This is a genomic window from Pantoea sp. B566, assembly GCF_024793925.1.
Taxonomy (GTDB): Bacteria; Pseudomonadota; Gammaproteobacteria; order Enterobacterales; family Enterobacteriaceae; genus Pantoea; species Pantoea ananatis.
In genome coordinates this window covers 2,923,181-2,943,751 of record NZ_JANUQL010000003.1, presented here as the reverse complement: position 1 = coordinate 2,943,751, position 20,571 = coordinate 2,923,181, and the positions used below count along the sequence as shown (strand labels likewise).

18 protein-coding genes, 4 tRNA genes and 1 other RNA gene are annotated in these 20,571 nt (G+C 54.0%); 4 read left to right on the top strand and 19 right to left on the bottom strand.

Annotated features, from left to right (window positions below; all coding sequences use genetic code 11):
• Positions 1-33 precede the first annotated feature (33 nt).
• The 6 genes from yigB to NYE92_RS15440 form a co-directional block, all read right to left on the bottom strand.
• Complete coding sequence (yigB, locus tag NYE92_RS15465) at positions 34-750, bottom strand: 5-amino-6-(5-phospho-D-ribitylamino)uracil phosphatase YigB (RefSeq protein WP_014595013.1); 717 nt, start codon at positions 748-750, stop codon at positions 34-36.
• Entirely contained in the window at positions 747-1,652 is a 906-nt protein-coding gene (gene xerC / locus NYE92_RS15460; RefSeq protein ID WP_013024072.1) for a tyrosine recombinase XerC, read from the bottom strand. Before xerC ends, yigB begins: the two co-directional genes overlap by 4 nt.
• Positions 1,649-2,353, bottom strand: coding sequence for a DUF484 domain-containing protein (locus NYE92_RS15455; protein WP_013024071.1), 705 nt, complete (start codon positions 2,351-2,353; stop codon positions 1,649-1,651). The genes xerC and NYE92_RS15455 overlap by 4 nt, the downstream gene beginning before the upstream one ends.
• Positions 2,350-3,174 (bottom strand): diaminopimelate epimerase, encoded by an 825-nt coding sequence (dapF, locus tag NYE92_RS15450; RefSeq protein ID WP_015701292.1) that lies wholly within the window; start codon positions 3,172-3,174, stop codon positions 2,350-2,352. The genes NYE92_RS15455 and dapF overlap by 4 nt, the downstream gene beginning before the upstream one ends.
• Positions 3,175-3,203: 29 nt before the next feature.
• The gene (gene lptM, locus NYE92_RS15445; protein ID WP_013024069.1) at positions 3,204-3,419 is read right to left on the bottom strand and encodes an LPS translocon maturation chaperone LptM; all 216 of its coding nucleotides are present in this window, start codon (positions 3,417-3,419) and stop codon (positions 3,204-3,206) included.
• Between the two features lie 136 nt (positions 3,420-3,555).
• Positions 3,556-6,114, bottom strand: a complete 2,559-nt coding sequence (locus NYE92_RS15440) for a class I adenylate cyclase (RefSeq protein WP_019106245.1) — start codon at positions 6,112-6,114, stop codon at positions 3,556-3,558.
• Between the two features lie 313 nt (positions 6,115-6,427).
• Here NYE92_RS15440 and hemC point away from each other — a divergent pair, with 313 nt between their 5' ends.
• The 4 genes from hemC to hemY are packed head-to-tail and all read left to right on the top strand — an operon-like array spanning position 6,428 to position 10,451.
• Positions 6,428-7,369, top strand: a complete 942-nt coding sequence (gene hemC, locus NYE92_RS15435; protein ID WP_029569333.1) for a hydroxymethylbilane synthase — start codon at positions 6,428-6,430, stop codon at positions 7,367-7,369.
• Positions 7,366-8,094: a uroporphyrinogen-III synthase gene (gene hemD / locus NYE92_RS15430; protein ID WP_022623768.1), complete on the top strand. Its 729-nt coding sequence runs from the start codon at positions 7,366-7,368 to the stop codon at positions 8,092-8,094. Before hemC ends, hemD begins: the two co-directional genes overlap by 4 nt.
• A gap of 24 nt (positions 8,095-8,118) precedes the next feature.
• Complete coding sequence (hemX, locus tag NYE92_RS15425; RefSeq protein ID WP_014595008.1) at positions 8,119-9,252, top strand: uroporphyrinogen-III C-methyltransferase; 1,134 nt, start codon at positions 8,119-8,121, stop codon at positions 9,250-9,252.
• A gap of 2 nt (positions 9,253-9,254) precedes the next feature.
• Complete coding sequence (gene hemY / locus NYE92_RS15420; protein ID WP_022623767.1) at positions 9,255-10,451, top strand: protoheme IX biogenesis protein HemY; 1,197 nt, start codon at positions 9,255-9,257, stop codon at positions 10,449-10,451.
• Positions 10,452-11,137: 686 nt separating this feature from the next.
• Here the strand turns inward: hemY and NYE92_RS15415 are convergent.
• The 13 genes from NYE92_RS15415 to wecB all read right to left on the bottom strand — a co-directional run bounded on the left by NYE92_RS15415 (position 11,138) and on the right by wecB (position 20,568).
• A non-coding RNA gene (locus tag NYE92_RS15415) (RtT sRNA) lies at positions 11,138-11,254 on the bottom strand.
• Positions 11,255-11,286: 32 nt separating this feature from the next.
• A tRNA-Pro gene (locus NYE92_RS15410) sits at positions 11,287-11,363 on the bottom strand.
• A 21-nt stretch (positions 11,364-11,384) separates the two neighbouring features.
• Positions 11,385-11,471, bottom strand: a tRNA-Leu gene (locus tag NYE92_RS15405).
• A gap of 16 nt (positions 11,472-11,487) precedes the next feature.
• A tRNA-His gene (locus NYE92_RS15400) sits at positions 11,488-11,563 on the bottom strand.
• 95 nt (positions 11,564-11,658) lie between these two features.
• A tRNA-Arg gene (locus NYE92_RS15395) sits at positions 11,659-11,735 on the bottom strand.
• A gap of 158 nt (positions 11,736-11,893) precedes the next feature.
• A complete protein-coding gene (gene wecG / locus NYE92_RS15390; RefSeq protein ID WP_014606993.1) occupies positions 11,894-12,634 on the bottom strand; it encodes a lipopolysaccharide N-acetylmannosaminouronosyltransferase in 741 nt (246 codons plus the stop codon).
• 36 nt (positions 12,635-12,670) lie between these two features.
• Complete coding sequence (gene wzyE / locus NYE92_RS15385; RefSeq protein ID WP_014606994.1) at positions 12,671-14,014, bottom strand: ECA oligosaccharide polymerase; 1,344 nt, start codon at positions 14,012-14,014, stop codon at positions 12,671-12,673.
• The gene (locus NYE92_RS15380; protein WP_015701296.1) at positions 14,011-15,078 is read right to left on the bottom strand and encodes a TDP-N-acetylfucosamine:lipid II N-acetylfucosaminyltransferase; all 1,068 of its coding nucleotides are present in this window, start codon (positions 15,076-15,078) and stop codon (positions 14,011-14,013) included. The genes wzyE and NYE92_RS15380 overlap by 4 nt, the downstream gene beginning before the upstream one ends.
• Entirely contained in the window at positions 15,075-16,325 is a 1,251-nt protein-coding gene (wzxE, locus tag NYE92_RS15375) for a lipid III flippase WzxE (RefSeq protein WP_029570844.1), read from the bottom strand. The genes NYE92_RS15380 and wzxE overlap by 4 nt, the downstream gene beginning before the upstream one ends.
• The gene (rffA, locus tag NYE92_RS15370) at positions 16,325-17,455 is read right to left on the bottom strand and encodes a dTDP-4-amino-4,6-dideoxygalactose transaminase (RefSeq protein WP_015701298.1); all 1,131 of its coding nucleotides are present in this window, start codon (positions 17,453-17,455) and stop codon (positions 16,325-16,327) included. Before rffA ends, wzxE begins: the two co-directional genes overlap by 1 nt.
• Positions 17,442-18,149 carry a dTDP-4-amino-4,6-dideoxy-D-galactose acyltransferase gene (gene rffC, locus NYE92_RS15365; RefSeq protein WP_014606998.1) on the bottom strand — a complete coding sequence of 236 codons (708 nt, stop codon included), beginning with the start codon at positions 18,147-18,149 and terminating at the stop codon, positions 17,442-17,444. The genes rffA and rffC overlap by 14 nt, the downstream gene beginning before the upstream one ends.
• A 32-nt stretch (positions 18,150-18,181) precedes the next feature.
• The gene (wecC, locus tag NYE92_RS15360) at positions 18,182-19,441 is read right to left on the bottom strand and encodes a UDP-N-acetyl-D-mannosamine dehydrogenase (protein ID WP_014606999.1); all 1,260 of its coding nucleotides are present in this window, start codon (positions 19,439-19,441) and stop codon (positions 18,182-18,184) included.
• Positions 19,438-20,568 (bottom strand): non-hydrolyzing UDP-N-acetylglucosamine 2-epimerase, encoded by a 1,131-nt coding sequence (gene wecB / locus NYE92_RS15355; protein ID WP_014607000.1) that lies wholly within the window; start codon positions 20,566-20,568, stop codon positions 19,438-19,440. Before wecB ends, wecC begins: the two co-directional genes overlap by 4 nt.
• Positions 20,569-20,571: the final 3 nt, after the last annotated feature.

Below are 20,571 nucleotides of genomic sequence, written 5' to 3'. Positions count from 1 at the left end.
TGCGAAGCACAAGACTGGATAAATTTACAGCCATTATAACAGCGAGGTGAGTGATGCCAACTGGGAAATTTCAACGTGTGGCAGCAGACGGGCATCCTCGATCTGCATGAGATTACCCTCACGAAGGTTAATCCAGCAGGCCTGCATGCCAAAACGAATCGCGCCTGCCACATCGGTGGTGAGATCGTCGCCAACGTGCAGAATGTGTTCCGGGGCGATATTAAGACGTTGCGCGGCCAGCTGGTACATATCCAGCCACGGCTTAGCGCGCCCGTCTGGCCCCGCCCGGAGTGAAAACTGGAAGTAGTGTGCCAGCCCGAGTTTTTCAGGCTGCGCGTTGCCATTGGTGATCGCCACCAGCGGCACTTTCTTCGCCAGGGCGTTCAGCGTGTCATGGGTTTCAGCAGGCATATCGACCTGGCTGCGCCACTGATGGAACACATCCATAACCTGCGTCGCGCCCGCCGCGGCTTCGGATGGCGTTAACCCGGCCTGGCACATGACATGTTCTACTGAACGCCGACGCCACTCAGAGACATCATGGTAGATCTCAGGTTCGCTTGCACGTAACTGACTGCGCGAGGCGGCTACGTCTTCCGGCGTTATGGCTCGCAGCGCCGGGTGGAAAGCCTGCAGCGCAGCATGAGAGGCTTCCGTAGTTTTACGGATCACCGGATAGTTGTCGTAGAGCGTGTCGTCTAGATCGAAAGTGATCGCTTTGATGTCACGCAGAGGGCGATAAAACTTCATTCACTCTTTCCTCGTTTGGCGCGGGGATGCGCAGCATCATACACCGATGCCAGATGCTGGAAATCAAGATGGGTGTAAATTTGGGTGGTCGACAGATTCGCATGGCCCAGTAATTCCTGCACCGCGCGCAGATCGCCACTCGACTCCAACAAATGGGTGGCAAAAGAGTGGCGCAGCTTATGGGGATGTATATGACTGGAAAGACCCTGCTTAATTCCCCACTCGGCAAAGCGTTTTTGGACGTTGCGCGCAGAGATACGAGAGCCACGGCTGGAGAGAAACAGCGCATCATCCCCAGGGTTAAACGCGGTGCGTAGCGGCAACCACTGCTGGATCCAGCTGACGGCGGTGCGACCGATCGGCACGCGCCGCTCCTTGCTGCCTTTACCTAAAACCCAAACCTCTCCCGCCTCAAGATCGACATGGCGGCAGTCCATATTGACCAGCTCGGAAAGACGTAACCCTCCGCCGTACATCACTTCCAGCATCGTACGATCGCGGATCGCCAGCGGATCGGTGAGATCAATCTCCAGCAACTGGTTAACGTCATCAACATCGATATTTTTCGGTAGATGACGACCGTTGCGCGGCGTGGCGATCCCTTTCGCCGGATTAGCCGCCAGCATGTCGCGGCTCACCTGCCAGTCAAGGAAACTGCGTAATGCGGAAAGACGTAATGCCAGACTGCTTGCAGCCAGACCTGCACGACGGCTGCGGGCGGCCATGCTACGCACCATGGCGGGATCGAGCTGTGACCACGCGCTGATTTTCATCTCATCGGCAATTGTCACCAGTGCGGCAAGCTGACGCGCGTAGCTGCTCAGGGTAAGCGGGCTGAGCTGGCGTTCAACCTTCAGGTGGCGCAGAAAGCCGTCAACGGTCTCCTGCAACACGCTGCTCATGCGCGCTCCACCCAGCGTTCCAGCAGCGCAGGTATCATCTGTGAAAGGTGCTGAAGCAGTAAGGTGCCCATGCCCGACTGATAGTGCAGGCTGTCACGGCTACTGAAGATAATGATGCCAAGCTCGCCCTCGTCACCCATCAGGGACATGGCGACTGAACCAATGGCCTTTGCCTGAGGCAGCAGCAGCAGCAGTTCCGGGCCATTGATATTCCCCAGATAGTGCTGCTCATTACCGAAGCGCTGAATGCGTAACGGTTCGAAAGCCTGACGGGCCAGGCCAAGCTGCACAAAGTCAGACGGCGCACCCAGTCGCCACTTGTCGTTAAACAAGCGGATATTGGCTCCCGCCAGTCCGAGATCGCGCGCCCAGCGATGCAGGCGATTAAGCATATCCTGGAGTGAGCTGGCGGCGGCCAGGTGACTTTGCAGTGAAAGCAGACGTGAGAATAACTGTTGATTTGCGGTCGCCTGCTCCATCAGCAGCGTAATTTCTTCTTCCAGACGCTGGATGTGATTGCGCTGGCGCGCCATGTGCCATTCCACCAGCGATACGCTGCCGCGAACCGGGTGCGGCACCGCCATCTGTTCCACCTGACGGGCGTTGCGCATAAAGAAATCAGGATTCTGACGCAGATAATCACTGACGGCCTGATCGTCCAGCAGGACAGTATTTTCCACCTGCTCTTCGATATTTTTCATAAGTGAATAAACCCATCGTAGACATGTGTGGCCGGACCGGTCATGTAGAGCGGCTGTCCGACGCCTTTCCAGGCGATATGTAACGTGCCGCCTGGCAAATCAACGCGTACTTTCTGACTTAAAATACCCTGCTGGATACCGCAGGCAACCGCCGCACAGGCACCGCTACCGCACGCCTGAGTTTCCCCTGCACCGCGTTCATAAACACGCAGCCGGATGTGTTCAGGGCTGATAATTTCCATAAAGCCCACGTTGACGCGTTCCGGAAAACGCTCATGGCTTTCCAGGACCGGTCCCAGAAGCTCAACCTGGGCCGTTTTCGTGCTTTCCACCTGGATTACGCAGTGAGGGTTGCCCATCGAGACGGCACCAAACATCACCGTTTGTTCTGCCACGCGTAACAGGTAAAGGTTTTCAGCTTTATTGGCGCGGAAAGGCACCTGCTGGGGTTCGAAATTCGGCTCGCCCATATTCACACGTACCAGATCGTCTGGTGTAACGCTCAGAACCATGCGACCAGCCTGGGTGCTCACGCGAATATCGCTTTTATTCGTCAGCCCTTTTAACTGAACAAAACGGGCGAAGCAGCGGGCGCCATTCCCACACTGCGCGACTTCACTCCCGTCTGCATTAAAAATGCGGTAGTGAAAGTCGAGATCGGGATCGTAAGGCGGCTCAACGACCAGCAGCTGATCGAAGCCAATCCCGAGATGGCGATCGGACAGCCGGCGGATCAATTCCGGCGAAAAAAAGACATTTTGCGTTACGGCATCCACAACCATGAAATCATTGCCGAGACCGTGCATTTTGGAGAACTGCATTTTTTGCTCCGCCGGATGCGCCATAAGTGTTATTTCATTTGTGAGCTTGAGCTTGAACCACCCGTCACCAGACCACCTACATCCGCTTTAGACGCGTCGGCTTTCTGTTTTTGCGTGGGTGCTGACGTTGGCGCAGCTTGTTTTGGCGTGTCCTGCGGCGGGAAGTAGAGCGGTCCTTTTAATCCACAGCCTGCAAGGCTTGTTAATGCCATTGTCATTGCTAACAGGCTTATCGCTTTCTTCATTCTTTATGCTCTTCATGTCCTGTGACCTGGATGCTTATCATCGCAGTTGAAGTTGGAAAAGCAACAGGAAATGCCAGCTAATCACGTGAGCGTTGTGGCAAGCCCTGAAGATAGCATCATTGCGGGCTTACCGAACTCAATGTACCTGATAGCGTGGCTGATAATCGTTATTGTCGTTATCAGGCTGTGAGGCACAGAGATCGGTGAGGACCTGATTTCTGAATGGAATGACCTGATAACGTTCACCTGTGTTCACGATTTGATAGAACTGCGGCAGGTTAAAATTGATAAAACTTGAGCCATAGGTAAAACGGTCGTGCGACGAGGAGTAAAAACGGCTGACGTCCCGCACCAGCTCTTCCTTGCTGCCTTCACAATGGTGATAGACCTCGACGCGGTTACTTTCATCCAGAATATAAATGTTGAAACCGCGATCGTCGGTAGTATCTTCAAAAAAGAACTGAATGATCCCTTCGCTGGCATAGCCGTTAACCACAGGCGGCAGTGGCGTCTGATTAGACTCGACTTTAATCGACAGGCCGTGAAGCTTGTTGTTGGAAATGGCGCCATAAAACTCAACGGCGTTTTCCAGCTTCTGAACCGATACGCCCATGCGTTCAAAGAACAACCCCCAGGTCTGGCCCGCCATACGCAGTGCTTTGAACCGCCCTGGCTCCTGACGCGTACTAGAAAGGCGCAGTTCGATGCACTCTGACACCAGCTGCTGTACGCGGGTACGAATCAATCCACGTAAATGCTGGCTGTAGCAGAACACCTCAACGGTATCAGGCGGGGAAGCGTCCTGATGCATTTTACCCAGGATGGTTTTCAGGCCTTCGATCATCGCCTGTTCGCCACTGAAGTGCAGCGTACGCACCTCATTCCACGAGTTACGGTACAGCAGGTCGATACTGCCGATTAAACACTGCTGCTGCTGACCAAAGCTGAACACATCGAGTTTGCGGAAATCGAAATGCACCACCTGGTTACGAAACGCCGAGGTGGGATCGTGCTCAAGGTTAACGATGATGGCCAGATGGCGGATTTCACACGGGCTGTAGAGCGCCTTGGGCGTGGGCGCAGGCAGACGCAGCGGGAAATGGCTGGAGACATCGTCGACCAGTTCCTGCAGGCGCGCCAGATCGCATAGCTCATTGCCCTTAATGTGCAGCCGCGTTTTGCTGGTCAGCAGTCCGTTGAACCAGGCCCAGGCGACCAGCTTGTTAAGATAGCGGTTATATTCCAGCGGCTGATGGCTGATGATTGAGCTCATGTCCGGCGACTGGTTATACAGATACCAGCCTGGCCGGTTGGCACGGCCCGGCGGCACGTGAATGAAGGTCAGATTGGATTCGGACAGATCGGGAGAAATCTGCGGATTAACCAGCGTCACCTTGCCCGGCAAGGCCTCAAAGGCGGCGTACAATTTACGGGTCAGCACGCCGATATCCTGCGGGCTGGCGCTGACGCTTAAATTGTTGCGGCGGGCAAAGCGGATAAGGTTGCGATAGCTTTGCATCATCGCATCCAGCAACTCATTGTGCGCTTCGCGCACGCGCTCGATTTTCCATTCGGCACGGTTGTCCAGAATAGCAATCTTTTCGTCGTCCCAGCCCCAGGCTTTAACCAGCTGCGACAGGATCTCACGGCGCCAGCCGCTACGCTGCGGGTGATCGTCACTGCTGAGTTTTTCGCAAACTTTTAAATAGAAGCAGCGGCGAACCAAATCAAGGCGGGGCTGATCGTCAATACTGGTGAGATAGCGTGTAACGCGTTCCAGCATCATACAGTAAGGATCAAGGCCAAAGCAGACGATTTCTCCGTCGTGCAGACGCTGCTTGATATCCATCGCGAGCAGTTTGGTATCCGGGTATTCCCAGCTATAAGCTTCCAGCAGCAGCGTTTTCAACACCGCTTTATAGGGCGAATCGATACTTTTATACAGCTGCCACAGGCTGGCACCGAAATACTCTTCTGCTGATAACGTGCTGAGGCCGCCCAAATCCAGCCACTCGTTTGGCGTGAGCACGCCTTTCGCATACAGCGACATCACGTAGTCATCATAGTGATGCTCTTCTTCGCCTGGCACCATATTCCACAGAATACGTTTACCGGCCATTCTTACCGCCGTGCGGTAGAACTCATCCAGCAGCAAAATATGTTGGGTAGAACCGCAGTCTTCACCACCAAGATTGCCGCTTTCGTTGTGGCGGAAGCGGTTTTCATCAATGAGGAAAAAGCTGACTTCGATGGCCTGCGAGGCACACCATTTTTGCAGCAGCGCACATTTACGCTGCAGATTCAGGCGCTCTTCATTATCCAGCCAGGATTGATGGCAAACCCAGATATCCAAATCAGACACGCTGTTTTGCCCAACGGAAGAGGTGCTCCCCATTGAGTAGATGCCGGTGATAGGCAGTTCACCTTTAGGGGCTTCGACCAGGGAGAGTTCCTGTTTGCCCGTTAACTCTGCAAGCAGCTGCAGTTGGTTTTCATCAGGCGTGAAAACGTTGATGCCGTGGGGAACGCTACCTTCGAGGTAACCCGGCATCAGCGGATGTTGATAATGTAGTAAGATCGGAAGCAGACTGTAGACTCGCTGAAAAGCGGGCCCCATGGCAGCGAGTGCGCGATCAACGCGCAGCTGGTTAATTGCATCCAGTCTCTGTTTTAGTGTCTCAATATAGAGGTACAAGACGTTTCGCCTGGTTGTCCTGGAGTTTAAGCACCCTGTTTCCAGTCTCTGCCGCTTAATAAGAGAGATGTCGTGCAGATAATTGCTGGAAACGTGATCAATCTATCACTCGCTGGATTGACCGTAAAGAAAGTTACGCTACCTGCATTTTAGCACGGTTTCGTCTACTTTTCGCTCACTCTGCGCCTGGCCTGAGATTACTGTCTGATATATCAGGTTTAATCCGCAGGCGGTTCTTTTCAATCCGTTGAAACTGACAGCATTCCCTCAACGATGATAGGATATTCGATGAACGATCTAAATGGTTAACGGCATGTTAAACAAAATTTTCAGAATTGCTACACGACAAAGCCCACTTGCCCTGTGGCAAGCACAATATGTACAGCAACGATTGATCAGTGCCCATCCTGGCCTACGCGTGGAGCTGGTACCTATGGTGACAAAGGGCGATATCATTCTTGATACACCGCTCGCGAAAGTGGGGGGGAAAGGGCTGTTCGTTAAAGAGCTCGAGCAGGCAATGTTAGAAAACCGTGCCGATCTGGCCGTACATTCGATGAAAGATGTGCCCGTGGCATTTCCGGAAGGCCTGGGCCTGGTCACGATTTGCCAGCGGGACGATCCGCGCGATGCGTTTGTCTCCAATCACTACGCGTCAATTGATGAACTTCCACAGGGCGCTGTCATTGGAACGTCAAGCCTGCGGCGTCAGTGCCAGATTAGCGCGCGACGTCCCGATCTGGTGATTCGCTCGCTGCGCGGGAACGTGGGCACACGATTAAGTAAGCTTGATGCTGGCGAATATGACGCCATTATTCTTGCCGCCGCCGGGTTGAATCGACTTGGCCTGGCCGATCGTATTCGCCAACCGCTGCCTGCAGATATTTCCTTACCCGCCGTGGGTCAGGGCGCAGTTGGCATCGAATGTCGGTTAGACGACAGCACGTTAATTGCGCTGTTACAGGCATTGAATCACGATGATACGGCGGTCTGTGTGAAAGCGGAACGCGCCATGAATACCCGACTTGAAGGTGGCTGCCAGGTTCCGATTGGCAGCTTTGCCGTACTTGAAGGCGACGAACTCTGGCTTCGCGGTCTGGTGGGTGCACCCGATGGGAGCGTCATGGTGAGCGGTGAACGCCGTGGGCCTCGCGATCAGGCAGAGCAAATGGGCATTTCGCTGGCAGACGAGTTGCTCAACGGTGGCGCACGTGAAATTCTGCGCGACGTTTATCAGGGGCAACCTCCCGTATGACGATTCTGGTGACGCGCCCGGAACCCGCAGCGGCGGAGCTGGTCTCGCGCCTGCACGCCCAGGGTAAACAGGCGTGGAGCCTGCCGCTGATAGAATTCGCGCCGGGTAACGATCTCCTGCAGTTACCGGCCACCCTTGCCACGTTGAAACGCGGCGATCTCGTTTTCCTCCTTTCGCAGCAGGTTATTCACTTTGCACAGCACGCCATCAAAGCATGGCCCGCTGACGTAGACTATTATGCAATTGGTCGCAGTACCGCTTTGGCTTTTCATACGTTCAGCGGCCTGCAGGTGACCTACCCTCACGCGCATGAAACCAGCGAAGAGTTGATAAAACTGGCGACATTGCAGCAAATAGCGGGTAAGCATGCGCTTATCCTTCGAGGGAATCAGGGCCGCGAGCTGCTGTCAGAAACGCTGGTGGCACGTGGCGCGCAGGTCACCTATGCAGAGTGCTATCAACGTTGCCAAAAACACTATGACGGCGCCATCGAAGGCCGTCGCTGGCGCGATCGTAATATTCACACGCTGGTCGTGACCAGCGGTGAGATGCTGCATCAGCTGTATTCGCTGTTCCCCGAGGTCGATCGTGAGGAATGGCTGCTCCGCTGTCGACTACTCGTCGTCAGCGAACGTTTGGCTTCCCTGGCCGCCGATCTTGGTTGGCAGACTATTCAGGTAGCCGATGGTGCCGATAACGATGCGCTGTTGCGCGCGTTATGTTGAACTTAACAATGGGATGTGCCAGATATGACGGAACAAAAAGACACCTCCGCCGTGGTTGACGAAACCACACCAGCGGTTGATCGCCCCTCTTCTACCCAGGAAAAATCACCGCGCAATCGCAATAATGGTGGCATGGTGCTGGGAGCAGTCGCGATTGTCATCGCACTGGCGATTGGCGCAGGGTTATACCTGAACGATAAACACCAGGCCGAACTGCAGGCACAAACCAACCAGGAACTGAGTGATCAGCTGTCCACGCTGCAGAAACAGGCAAACAGCGACAAACAGCAGCTGGCCCAACAGTTGAGCGCGACAGAAAAAGCATTAGAGACCGCTCAGTCACAGCAGGCGGCATCGGCCAAAGAGCTGGAAACGCTGCGTGAAAAAATGGCTTCAATTTCAGGTAATGACGTGCGCAGTTGGTTAGTGGCCCAGGCTGACTACCTGGTGAAGCTGGCCGGACGTAAATTGTGGAGCGATCAGGACGTGACCACCGCTGCAGCGCTGCTGAAAAGTGCAGATGCCAGCCTGGCAGACATGAACGATCCCAGCGTCATGAACGTGCGTCGTGCGTTAACTCAGGATATCAGTACGCTCTCCGCCATCTCCCAGGTGGATTATGACGGCATCATTTTGAAACTTAATCAGTTATCAAACGGTGTGGATAATCTGCGGCTGGCAGATAACGACAGCGATGATGCGCCTATGGACAGCGACAGCGGTGAACTTTCCAGTTCCATTCGTGAATGGCGTCAGAATCTGGTGAAGAGCTGGCATAACTTTATGGATGACTTTATTACCATCCGCCGTCGCGATAATACCGCACAGCCGCTGCTGGCACCGAATCAGGATGTTTATCTGCGTGAGAACATCCGCTCGCGCCTGCTCATCGCTGCTCAGGCCGTACCACGTCACCAGGAAGAGATTTACAAGCAGTCGCTTGAAACCGTCTCAACATGGGTACGCGCGTGGTATGACACCAATGATGCCTCAACCAAAGCGTTTCTGGCCCAGCTGGATGAATTAAGCCAGCAGAACATCAATATGGATCTGCCCGACAGCCTGGAGAGCCAGCCGCTGCTTGAAAAGCTGATGCAAACCCGCGTTCGTAATCTGATGGCACAGCCTTCTGCCGCCGCTAATCAGCAGGGAGGCTAATCATGCTTAAGGTATTTATCCTCTTTGTTCTGCTGATTGCCGGCATTGTATTGGGGCCGATGATTGCGGGTCATCAGGGCTACGTGCTGATTCAGACCGACAACTGGAACGTTGAAACCAGCGTGACGGGCCTGGCCATCATCCTGATTATTAGCCTGCTTGTGATCCTGGCTGTGGAATGGATACTGCGCCGTTTATTTCGCACCGGCGCGCGTACCCGCGGCTGGTTCACTGGCCGTAAGCGTCGTCGTGCACAGCGCCATACGCAAAATGCCCTGATGAAACTGGCGGAAGGGGATTTCAGACAGGTAGAGAAACTGCTGTCTAAAGACGCAGAGCATGCTGATGTGCCTGTCGCTAACTACCTGCTAGCTGCAGAAGCCGCACAACAGCGTGGCGATGAAATGCGGGCCAACCAGCACCTTGAACGGGCGGCTGAGCTGGCCGGCAATGATGTGATTCCGGTAGAAATTACCCGTACCCGCATTCAATTGGCGCGTCGTGAAGATCATGCAGCGCGCCACAGCATCGATCGCCTGCTCGAAGTCGCGCCTCGTCATCCGGAAGTACTTCGTCTGGCTGAGCAGGCATATGTCCGCACCAGCGCCTGGAGCGCACTGCTGGATATTCTTCCCGCCATGGAAAAATCCGAGGTCGGGACAGAAGAGCAACGCACCCTGCTGCAGCAACAGGCCTGGCTGGGCCTGATGAACCAGGCGATGGCCGATCAGGGCAGCGAGGGACTGAAGCGCTGGTGGGGCAATCTGAGCCGTAAAACTCGCCATGAGACATCATTGCAGGTAGCGATGATTGACCATTTGATTGAGTGTGACGACCACGATACCGCGCAGGACATCTTGCTGGATGGGCTTAAACGTCATTACGATGATCGTCTGGTGCTGCTGATGCCACGTATTAAGAGCGGCAACCCAGAGGCACTGGAAAAAGCCTTACGTCAGCAAATCAAACAGCATGGCGCGACGCCCCTGTTGCACAGTACCCTGGGGCAGTTGTTAATGCGCCACGGTGAATGGCAGCAGGCAGCGGAAGCACTTCAGCAGGCACTGGCTCAGCGCCCTGACGCCTTTGACTACGCGTGGCTGGCTGACGTTTACGATCGCCTTCGCCGTCCGGAAGAGGCGGCAAAAATGCGTCGTGAAGGCCTGTTGCTGACGCTGAAAAATAACCCTGATGCCTGATAGCACAGCATCGCGTTAAGTAAAAAACCGGGCTCGCCCGGTTTTTTTGTGTCTGCGCTTTCAGGCAAAAAAAAACACCTGCTAAAAGCAGGTGTAAGATCAGGTCGGTTAGACAACCGAGAGGTACCCGACTCAACGTGGTGTCTGATAACCCTGTAAGACTTTCGCGATACAGGCAGGCAGACAACAGGTACCCAAAATTGGCTCTGCGTCATTCCCAGGTTTATGTAGCCGAAGCAAACATAAGAGGTGGAATGAGCATCTACGCGTTAATTATTGCATAATCCATGCCAGTTGTTATTATTATTTTAATTATTTTTATAAATCAGTCACTTATATCTTAATGCTTTTTTTGGGGTTCTTTCTCTTTGCAATGAGCGTCGTGTTATTACGACAAACCAGACAATGGATGTCGCATACAGGCGACAAACAAGGTAAAGACTTGTCAATCCCTGTTAAAACAGTAATTTAAGCGTCTCATTTTTGCGACAGCCATTACTATGACTCCGCTCTGACTCACTTCCGAGAGAAATGACGTGCCCGTCTGAGCGGATTTTCGCCCCTGAAAGACGCCACTGCCTGCGCAACATTGTCTCGCTGACGCCCGGCGCGAATCGCCTTCGGCGGTTCTCACCCTCTTTTATTCAGGCGAAAAAAAACCTGTCCTTGCAGACAGGTTTCTAAAATGGTCGGCGAGAGAGGATTACGCGCCCCTTCGGACCGTTGCGTTCGCAACGTTGTCTCGCTGACGCCCGGCGCGAATCGCCTTCGGCGGTGCTCATCCTCTTTCATTCAGGCGAAAAAAAACCTGTCTTTGCAGACAGGTTTCTAAAAATGGTCGGCGAGAGAGGATTCGAACCTCCGACCCACTGGTCCCAAACCAGTTGCGCTACCAAGCTGCGCTACTCGCCGATTTTTTTATTTTGTTTTGCCTGGTGCGAAGAGAGGGACTTGAACCCTCACGTCCGTTAAGACACTAACACCTGAAGCTAGCGCGTCTACCAATTCCGCCACCTTCGCGTATCCCAGCAAAATCTGGGGTGGCTAATGGGACTCGAACCCACGACAACTGGAATCACAATCCAGGGCTCTACCAACTGAGCTATAGCCACCACTGTACTGAATGTTGCAAGTCAAACCCACAGCATTTAAATCTTTGTTACTAACGCGGTACTCAAACCACCGAAGCTCTTACGCACAAACTAAATGGCGCGCCCGACAGGATTCGAACCTGAGACCTCTGCCTCCGGAGGGCAGCGCTCTATCCAGCTGAGCTACGGGCGCGTAGCGCCGTTGCGGATGTGCATACTAGAGATAAGCGCCCACGCTGTCTAGTGCTTTTTAAAGAAAATAGCGCGTTTGATTACGCTTTGTGCATTTCGTCGACAATTAACGCATTTATGCCGTTACTCGTGCGAAAAACCTGGCGTTAATCAGCGATCTTACAGATCGCCACGCCAGTGATAACGCAAATATTTCACCAGCTTCAACTGCCTGCGTAGGCGACTGGGCTGTTTGATTAAGCGATAAAACCATTCCAGTCCAAGCTTCTGCCAGATTACAGGCGCGCGCTTTACATGACCGGTAAACACGTCATAGGTACCGCCTACGCCCATATACAACGCCTCAGGCCAGTGCTTCTGACACTCGGCCATTAAAAGTTCCTGACGCGGAGAGCCCATCGCTACCGTTACCAGCCTGGCTCCGCTGGCCGCAACCCTGGCAAACAGTGCATCGCGTTCCGCCGGGACAAAATAGCCATCCTGTGCACCCACAATATTCACGTTCCACTGACGACGCAGTTTATCGCATGTTTCGTCCAACACTACCTGCCGACCGCCGATCAAAAACACCGGCGTTCCGTTGCGTCCGGCACGTTCCATTAAAGCTTCCCACAGATCGGCCCCTGCAATCCGCTGTACTGAGGCCTGCGGGTATTTCTTGCGGACAGAGCGTACAATGCTGATGCCATCCGGATATTTGAATTCAGCCTGCTGAATTTGAGCACGCAGCGCTGCATCCTGTTCGGCATTCAGCACTTTTTCCGCATTGATGGCCACCAGCGTGCCGCTCCGGACAGCGGAATGCGGCATCAGGAAATCCACAAATGAAGCCATGCTGTCAAAGCCGTATAGCGTGATGCCGCGAATCACATAGCGTGGCGTTTCGGAAACTGTACTCATCTCTTTTTAATTCTTCCCTTAGATCCCAGAGGTTAATCAGGATGGGCTATGAAGCGCCCGCTCACGTCGGCTGCGAATCAGGCCGACATGATCCAGTAACCAGAAAAGCAATTTCGCCATCCCCAGACAGGCGGCAAAAATAATACAGAAAAACACAACACGTGAGCCAAACGCATCCAGCCCCTCGCGCGCCAGCACAATCATGTTGAATACGGCACCGAAACAAAAGCTTTGCAGAATCGCCCCGGTATAACGATTCGATTCATTGCGTCCGCGCTTATAGAGCGTGTCGAAAGCTTTGATGATCAGCCCAACGGCCACAGCGCCTGGCGGAATGGCCCAGACGCCGCCCATCACCAGTAGCGAACCGATTAAGGTAGGCGAAATCGCCAGTCCGGAATGGTTGTTCAGTACATCCCAGGTAAAGTAATTAGCGCTGTTCAGTACTGACAGAGGACGATCGGGCCACAGCCAGGTTGGGATAAACACATAGAAATCGCGCCACATGGGCGCTAAGCCCTGAAAGTCTATCTTATGGTAATTCTCCAGCAGCAAAGCCAGGTTTTCCCATGGCGAAAACGTATCGCGCGTCAGGTACAGAAAGGTGTAAAAAGCCTCGTCGCCCATGACAGCCAGATTGTAGCGACGCAGCGCCAGCCAGAACATTCCCCCAATCGCCATCACGCCCGCAGCGGCCAGCATCCACAATGTGATCCAGCCACGTGTAATACCGATAAACAGAAATAACGCAAAAGCGATAATGATATTGGCACGCGTGCCACCAACCAGCGCGTAGGTCAGTAAGCCAAAGCTGACCGTGATGATGAGAAACAGCAGCCAGTTACGGCGCGTGGGATGCAAGAAATAGGGAATCAGCATCGCCGGGATGAAGAAATAAAAGAACCGCTTCAGTGCAACACCAGACACTTCACTGGAAAAGATCTGGTTATAGGCCGTCAGCCGGAATAACAAAAATCCGTTATGGATAAAGAACACCGTTACGGTTGCAACCGCCACCAGCGCCAGTAGCCCACCGGTCAGATGCGTTTCGACCCGGTTCATTTGTAGCCAGGGCCGGGCCGGCGCTGCGGATGCCGGCCTGAGGCGCACCTTGTAACTGACAAAGTAAATAGCATAAAACGCCGTGGCCGACAGCATCGCCTGCAGCAGAAAATCCGCCGAAACCACCTGCGTATCAAACCGAAAGACCAGAATACTGGTTAGCGGGAAACCGAAGTAGAAGGTCAGTAAAAACAATAAGGTAAAAAACAGGTGGAAGTTAAATCGTTCCTGTTTAAGTTCGCGCATGTTCAGGGTCACAATGGTCACCAGTGACAGCACATACACGATCAGCAGACCACTAAATGCCATAAGACTCATGAGGGCTCTCCTTCGCAAAGGCGCAACGCTGTTCGCCAGCCTTCCAGATAGCCTGGGGCCAGGAAAGCAATGCGCTGTTTATCGCATCCCACAAGTTGCCGACGCGCCTCTGCGACGATATCAGGCGTCAGCGCATCGTCGTTGAACAAGACAGGAAGCTGCTGCGCGGTAACATCCCGCCAGAACGGATTTTTACGCGTCAGGACGAAAGGCACATTAGCCTGAATCAGCAAACATAGCGTTCCCACGCCCTGCTGCCGTTCGAACATAAAATAGCCCAAATGGCAGCGTGCCAACAGCGCCAGATAGTCGTCAAAAGCAAGATTATCCCGCAGTAACCTTACCTGCCCCTGCGGAAAGAGTCTGTCGGCGGCGTTCTGAATCTGTCCGATATACTCATCATTGTCAGGCGGATAACCCAGCGGCACGTCAATGCGCACATCTTCGCCAAACTGAGCCTTGATCGCTGCAAGCCCCTCAATATGGCGGTTACTGGCGTCACCAGAATTACCCAGCAGCACGGTAAACGTCTTGTCTGGATGGGGCGTAATGGCGACTGCAGGTAACTTTGTAGGGAAATACAGTAAAGACTGCGGTACAGACTTGTGGCGTTGCTGGTAGTGATACAGATCGCCCTGGGTGGCGAACAGGTGTGCAATGCGCCCCTGCGCAGCACGGCGCAGGAAATAAAACAGCCGGAACTTCAGGCTGCGTGAATCTTCATACAAATCCGCTCCCCAGACGTGCCAGAACAGTTGAGAACGGCGTAACCTGCCGCTCAGCAACGCCAGCCAAAGCCAGGGGTTAAACTGCCCGTGGCAAAAGAAGCGTTGGTCGCGATTTTTCGCCCGCTGCAACAGCGCCTCAGCCAGCGCTTTCTTACTGCTAAAGGTTTCAATGTGCAAAGCGCCAAAACCGGTGAGGTTTTCAGGCTGCGATGTCACCACCATAAAGTGACGCGGTGCAGAAACAGGCTGCTCGATGCTCATCACGTCGTTAAAAAAACGCAACACCGTCAGATTGTGATGGGGAATATTGGATCCCAAAACGTGAATTAAAGTCATTTTTTTCGGCAGTAAAGAATAAATGCGCCACAGCAGAGCGCGAAATAGGTAACGTAGGTGAACATATAGGCTTGCGCTGCCCCACTGGCCCCCTGTAACGGGATAAGCCAGCGCGAGAACAGCGTCAGCAAAATAAACTGACTGATTTCGGTCAGCACATAAAAGCGTAATGAGGCTTTCGCGATGACCAGATAGCCGAAAACGTAGGCGCCGACTTTGAAAACATCGCCACAGAGTTGCCAGACAAACAAATCCCGCATGTCGTGAAATGCCGCGGAGAACAACAGGCTGATGGCGATATCACGCATCATCCACACGCTCAGGCTGGCCGCCGCGACCGCCGGTAACACAAAGCGTAACGCCCGGCCGATCTCACGCGCAATATCCTTTTTGTTATCTAACCGGGCCAGTGTCGGCAGTAGCCAGACGCTAAAGGTCGCGGTGATAAACTGCAGATAAGCATCAGATATACTGGTTACGCCCTGCCATAATCCTACCTGCGCCCAGCCGTTACTGGCCGCCAGTTGATTTCGCATCATCACCCAGGCAACCGGCAGGGTGACGGCGGTGATCAGCGCCATAATCGTGTATTTTGCCAGATGACGCGCCATTTCCGGCTGCCAGGTGGGCCGCAGCCAGCCTAAGGGGAGCGGGACACGACGTTTCAGTATCACCAGCGCTGGAAAAACGAGTAACGCGGGTACCAAAGCCAGCCCGGTCAATGCGCCCGCATAGCCCCCCAGCCACCAACACAGCACGTAACCGAGCACGCCCGTTATGCTACCGCAAATCAGGGCCAGCGCATTACCGCGCGCATCACGGTAGCCTTTTATGAACGCCAGAAGCAGGTTTGCCCACGCGATACCAAACTGAAGAAAGGCAACGATACGTATCACGTTTTGATAGCGATCGTGACCAAACAGCGCAGTGCTGATGGGAGCCGCAGCCAATAAAAAGACCAGCGCCAGTAGCGCTGAGAAGCCCGTTACCATTGCCGAGGCGGTGCCGATTAGCGCGCGGAGTTGCCGGGGCTGCTGCTGATATTGTGCAACATATGTGGTAACGCCGTTAAAGATACCCGCTCCGGCCAGCACGCCCAGCACGGTGATGAGCTGGCGAAAGTTACCGGCCTGGCCCACGCCTTCCGGACCAAAGCTGATGGCCAGTAACTTGACGACCAGCAGCCCAACCGCAATTTTTACTATCGTCGATGAGGCGGTCCATAACGATGCTTTGGCTAATGACATCAGGAAAAAAAGCTCAGTAGCGAGCCGATCACGGTGCTCTGATTGTTATCCGACAGATTATAAAACAGCGGTAAACGTAATAAGCGCTCACTCTCTGCTGTAGTAAAACGGTCCTCACCGGCAAAACGTGAAAAACGCTGGCCCGCGGGCGAACTGTGCAAAGGGATATAATGGAAAACGGCCAGGATTTCGGCCTCTTTAAGCCAGTTGATCAGGGCCTGACGATGCTTCTCATCACGCAGCTTTATATAAAACATATGGGCGTTGTGCTGACAATCAGCCGGGATGGAAGGCAATGTAATCTTGCCGTTTTCCGCCAGCGGCTTCAGGGCATCGTAGTAACGTTGCCACAAGCGCAAGCGCTGTTGATTAATTCGTTCAGAGGACTCCAGCTGCGCCCAGAGATAGGCCGCCTGCAGGTCAGCCATCAGAAAGCTGGACCCCATATCGCGCCAGGTATATTTATCTACCTGTCCCCGGAAAAACTGACTGCGATTGGTGCCCTTTTCGCGAATAATTTCTGCGCGTTCTACCAGGCTGGCATCGTTAATTAACGTCGCGCCGCCTTCTCCACCTGCGGTGTAATTCTTGGTTTCGTGGAAGCTGAAACAGCCGATATGACCAATGGTGCCTAATGCCCGGCCTTTGTACGCTGACATCACGCCCTGCGCAGCATCCTCAATAACAAACAGCTTATACTGTGCCGCCAGCGCCATAATCGTATCCATCTCACAGGCAACGCCCGCATAGTGGACCGGCACGATAGCGCGGGTTTTATCGGTTATCGCCGCTTCAATCAGCGTTTCATCCATGTTCATGGTGTCGGGGCGCACATCCACGAACACAATTTTCGCGCCACGTAATACAAAGGCGTTGGCGGTTGAAACAAAGGTGTAGCTCGGCATGATCACTTCATCACCTGGCTGGATATCGATCAGCAGCGCGGCCATCTCCAGCGAGGCGGTACAGGAAGGCGTCAGTAACACTTTCGCACTACCGAAGCGCTGCTCCATCCACTGCTGACAGCGGCGAGTATAACCGCCGTCGCCACACAGCTTGCCGCTGCTCATGGCAGACTGCATATACTCGATTTCGCTTCCCACAACCGGGGGCGCATTAAAGGGAATCATGACCTCTCCTGTAAAACCAGTACGCCGTGCTTTCAAGACGCGCGCCACTGCGTAGATAAAGACGCATCGCCGTAAGATTACTGATTTGCGTGGCAACCCGCAGACGTTCGAGCTGACGCGCACGGCCCCAGTCCGCTGCAGCCAGCATCAGGCGCTGACCGATACTTTGTCCCTGCGCCTCAGGCACCACCGCCAGCAGGCCAATACGCGCATCGCCTTCGACCTCACGTAAAGAGACAAAGCCCTGAAGCGCGCCGCGTTCATCACTGGCGACAAGGCACTGGTGATCGAAGGTGCCGCGGACCGCATTTTCGATCCACTGCGCATAGAAGCGGGCACTGTCATCAGGCGCAAACCACGGCGTGCGAAAACGACTTTGACGGAAGGCCAGAGATGCGGCTTCGCGTAATGCTGGGATTTGTGTTTCCCGCGCAATACGAATGCCAGTCTGGCGTTCGGTGCGTTTGATCGTCAACGACAAATCCACTTCACCTTCCACCAGGTGAAACTGATGCTGATTTAACGCATCGATGATGTCGGTTTGTTCCGCTGACACTTTGATTTGAAACAGCGCGCAGGCGTGCCGAAGCGCGTTTTCGAGCGACAGATCCCCCCCGGTTTCCAGCCTCACGGCGTCAAAGCCGAAGAACTGGCTCTCCCAGGTGAGTGGATTAACCTTAACGTGGACAGACATAAGTTAATCGGGTCCTTGTTAACCAGAGGTTTTTAGCGCCAGACACCTTTCGTATCAACAACCCATTGCTGAGTAATGTGCGCTGCATCAACACGGCGGAATGCATGGTGATCGACCAGCATCACCAAAATATCCGCCTCCTGCAGCGCCTGCTCGGTTGAAACCAGGGTGGCCTGTGTCGCCAGGATGTCGGGAATCTGCTGAATATGCGGTTCGGTTACCCACGTGCGGCCCTGATGCCAGTCGGCAATCAGGTGCGCCACTTCCATGGCTGGGCTTTCACGCAGGTCATCAATGTTCGGTTTAAACGCCAGGCCAAAGCAGGCAATGGTCAGATCGCTGGCACGTTTTCCGGTCTGCATCAGGCAGTCTGCCAGCGCTTTTTTTACCTGGTCCAGCACCCAGTGCGGCTTGGCATCATTCACTTCGCGAGCGGTACGAATCAGGCGTGCTAAGTCCGGATTCTGCGCCACGATAAACCAGGGATCGACCGCAATGCAGTGCCCGCCGACGCCTGGCCCAGGCTGCAGGATATTGACGCGCGGATGACGATTCGCCAGTGCAATAAGCTCCCAGACGTTAATCTGCTGCGCAGCACAAATTAGTGACAGCTCATTGGCAAAGGCGATGTTTACGTCGCGGAAGCTGTTTTCTGTCAGCTTGCACATTTCAGCGGTGCGTGCAGTTGTCTCGACGCACTCGCCCTGTAAAAAAATACGATACAAATCACTCGCTCGGGCAGAACAGGCTGGCGTCATGCCGCCAATCACGCGATCGTTGCTGATCAGCTCAGTCATGATCTGACCGGGTAAAACGCGTTCGGGACAGTAGGCGACAAAGACGTCAGGATCCCCGTCGTGCTGTGGGAAACGCAAATCAGGTCGCGCCGCGGCCAGCCAGTCGGCCATCTGCTCTGTACTGCCAACCGGAGAAGTCGATTCCAGAATCACCAGATCGCCTTTTTTCAGTACCGGCGCAATCGACAGCGCAGCCGCACGCACAAAGCGTAAGTCCGGTTGGCGCTCCGCCATAAAGGGCGTGGGCACGGCGATCAAAAAAGCGTCAGCGGCTTCGGGTTGCGTCGTAGCACGTAAATCTCCACGCTCGACCGCAGCCTGAACCACCCGATCCAAATCGGGTTCGACAATATGAATGGCACCACGATTGATGGTGTCAACCGCGTGGGCATTGATATCGACGCCCACCACTTTCTTTCCCTTTGAGGCAAAAACGGCTGCGGTTGGCAGCCCAATGTAACCCAGTCCAATAACGGAAATGGTTTCAAAACTCATAAGTTGGCTCTGTTATCTTTTAAGGCTTGCAATATTCGCCCGCAGGCTTCGCCATTCCCATAAGGGTTATGGGCACGGCTCATGGTCTGCCAGGCCTCATCATCGTTAAGTAATGTACTGACCTCATTAACAATTCTTGCCGTGTCCGTACCAACCAGCTTCACCGTTCCAGCTTCGACGGCCTCTGGACGCTCGGTGGTTTCACGCATCACCAAAACGGGTTTACCCAGTGAAGGCGCTTCTTCCTGAATACCGCCAGAATCGGTGAGAATCAGCCACGCCCGGTTCATCAACCAGACAAACGGCAGATACTCCTGAGGTTCAATCAACACAATGTTATCAATGCCGCGCAGAATGCGGTTAACGGGTTCATGTACGTTAGGATTGAGATGGACCGGATAAACGATTTGCGCATGAGGATGCTGGCGCGCAATCTGGGCCAGAGCGCTACAGATGCGCTCAAAACCTTCGCCGAAGCTTTCACGACGATGACCCGTCACCAGTACCAGCTTTTTACTGTCGTCAAGAAAGGGATAGCGTGAAGCCAGCTGCGCGTTTATCTCATTATCGTCCAGCACCCGATCTCGCACCCATAGCAAGGCATCAATTACCGTATTACCGGTGACAACAATACTGTCGTCGGCGAGATTTTCATCCAGCAGGTTCTGTCGGGAACGCAGTGTGGGCGTAAAGTGTAAACGGGCAAGATGTCCCGTCAGCTTACGATTCCCCTCTTCAGGCCACGGCGAAGCCAGATCGCCCGTGCGTAAACCTGCTTCAACATGCCCGACGGGGATTTGCTGATAGAAAGCCGCCAGGCTGGCCGCCAGCGTGGTCGTCGTATCCCCGTGGACCAGCACAATATCGGGTTTGAAATCGAGCAGTACGGTATGCATGCCTTGTAAAATACGGCAGGTTATCTCCGTTAATCCCTGTTCGGGTCGCATAACGTTGAGGTCGTAGTCAGGTTGCAGCTGAAACAAGCTCAGCACCTGATCAAGCATTTCACGGTGTTGCGCAGTGACGCACAGCCGTGATTCAAAAGCAGGGTCCTGTGCCAGTGCCTGCACGAGTGGTGCCATCTTAATGGCTTCAGGTCGGGTGCCAAAAACTGTCAGAACTTTCACACT

What these genes read in the sequence shown, in the direction of transcription:
- yigB (WP_014595013.1), bottom strand. Translation starts at nt 750, where the DNA reads ATGAAGTTTTATCGCCCTCTGCGTGACATCAAAGCGATCACTTTCGAT.
- NYE92_RS15380 (WP_015701296.1), bottom strand. Translation starts at nt 15,078, where the DNA reads ATGACTTTAATTCACGTTTTGGGATCCAATATTCCCCATCACAATCTG.
- hemC (WP_029569333.1), top strand. Translation starts at nt 6,428, where the DNA reads ATGTTAAACAAAATTTTCAGAATTGCTACACGACAAAGCCCACTTGCC.
- NYE92_RS15455 (WP_013024071.1), bottom strand. Translation starts at nt 2,353, where the DNA reads ATGAAAAATATCGAAGAGCAGGTGGAAAATACTGTCCTGCTGGACGAT.
- hemX (WP_014595008.1), top strand. Translation starts at nt 8,119, where the DNA reads ATGACGGAACAAAAAGACACCTCCGCCGTGGTTGACGAAACCACACCA.
- xerC (WP_013024072.1), bottom strand. Translation starts at nt 1,652, where the DNA reads ATGAGCAGCGTGTTGCAGGAGACCGTTGACGGCTTTCTGCGCCACCTG.
- wzxE (WP_029570844.1), bottom strand. Translation starts at nt 16,325, where the DNA reads ATGTCATTAGCCAAAGCATCGTTATGGACCGCCTCATCGACGATAGTA.
- wecC (WP_014606999.1), bottom strand. Translation starts at nt 19,441, where the DNA reads ATGAGTTTTGAAACCATTTCCGTTATTGGACTGGGTTACATTGGGCTG.
- wecG (WP_014606993.1), bottom strand. Translation starts at nt 12,634, where the DNA reads ATGAGTACAGTTTCCGAAACGCCACGCTATGTGATTCGCGGCATCACG.
- lptM (WP_013024069.1), bottom strand. Translation starts at nt 3,419, where the DNA reads ATGAAGAAAGCGATAAGCCTGTTAGCAATGACAATGGCATTAACAAGC.
- rffA (WP_015701298.1), bottom strand. Translation starts at nt 17,455, where the DNA reads ATGATTCCCTTTAATGCGCCCCCGGTTGTGGGAAGCGAAATCGAGTAT.
- hemD (WP_022623768.1), top strand. Translation starts at nt 7,366, where the DNA reads ATGACGATTCTGGTGACGCGCCCGGAACCCGCAGCGGCGGAGCTGGTC.
- dapF (WP_015701292.1), bottom strand. Translation starts at nt 3,174, where the DNA reads ATGCAGTTCTCCAAAATGCACGGTCTCGGCAATGATTTCATGGTTGTG.
- rffC (WP_014606998.1), bottom strand. Translation starts at nt 18,149, where the DNA reads ATGTCTGTCCACGTTAAGGTTAATCCACTCACCTGGGAGAGCCAGTTC.
- hemY (WP_022623767.1), top strand. Translation starts at nt 9,255, where the DNA reads ATGCTTAAGGTATTTATCCTCTTTGTTCTGCTGATTGCCGGCATTGTA.
- wzyE (WP_014606994.1), bottom strand. Translation starts at nt 14,014, where the DNA reads ATGAGTCTTATGGCATTTAGTGGTCTGCTGATCGTGTATGTGCTGTCA.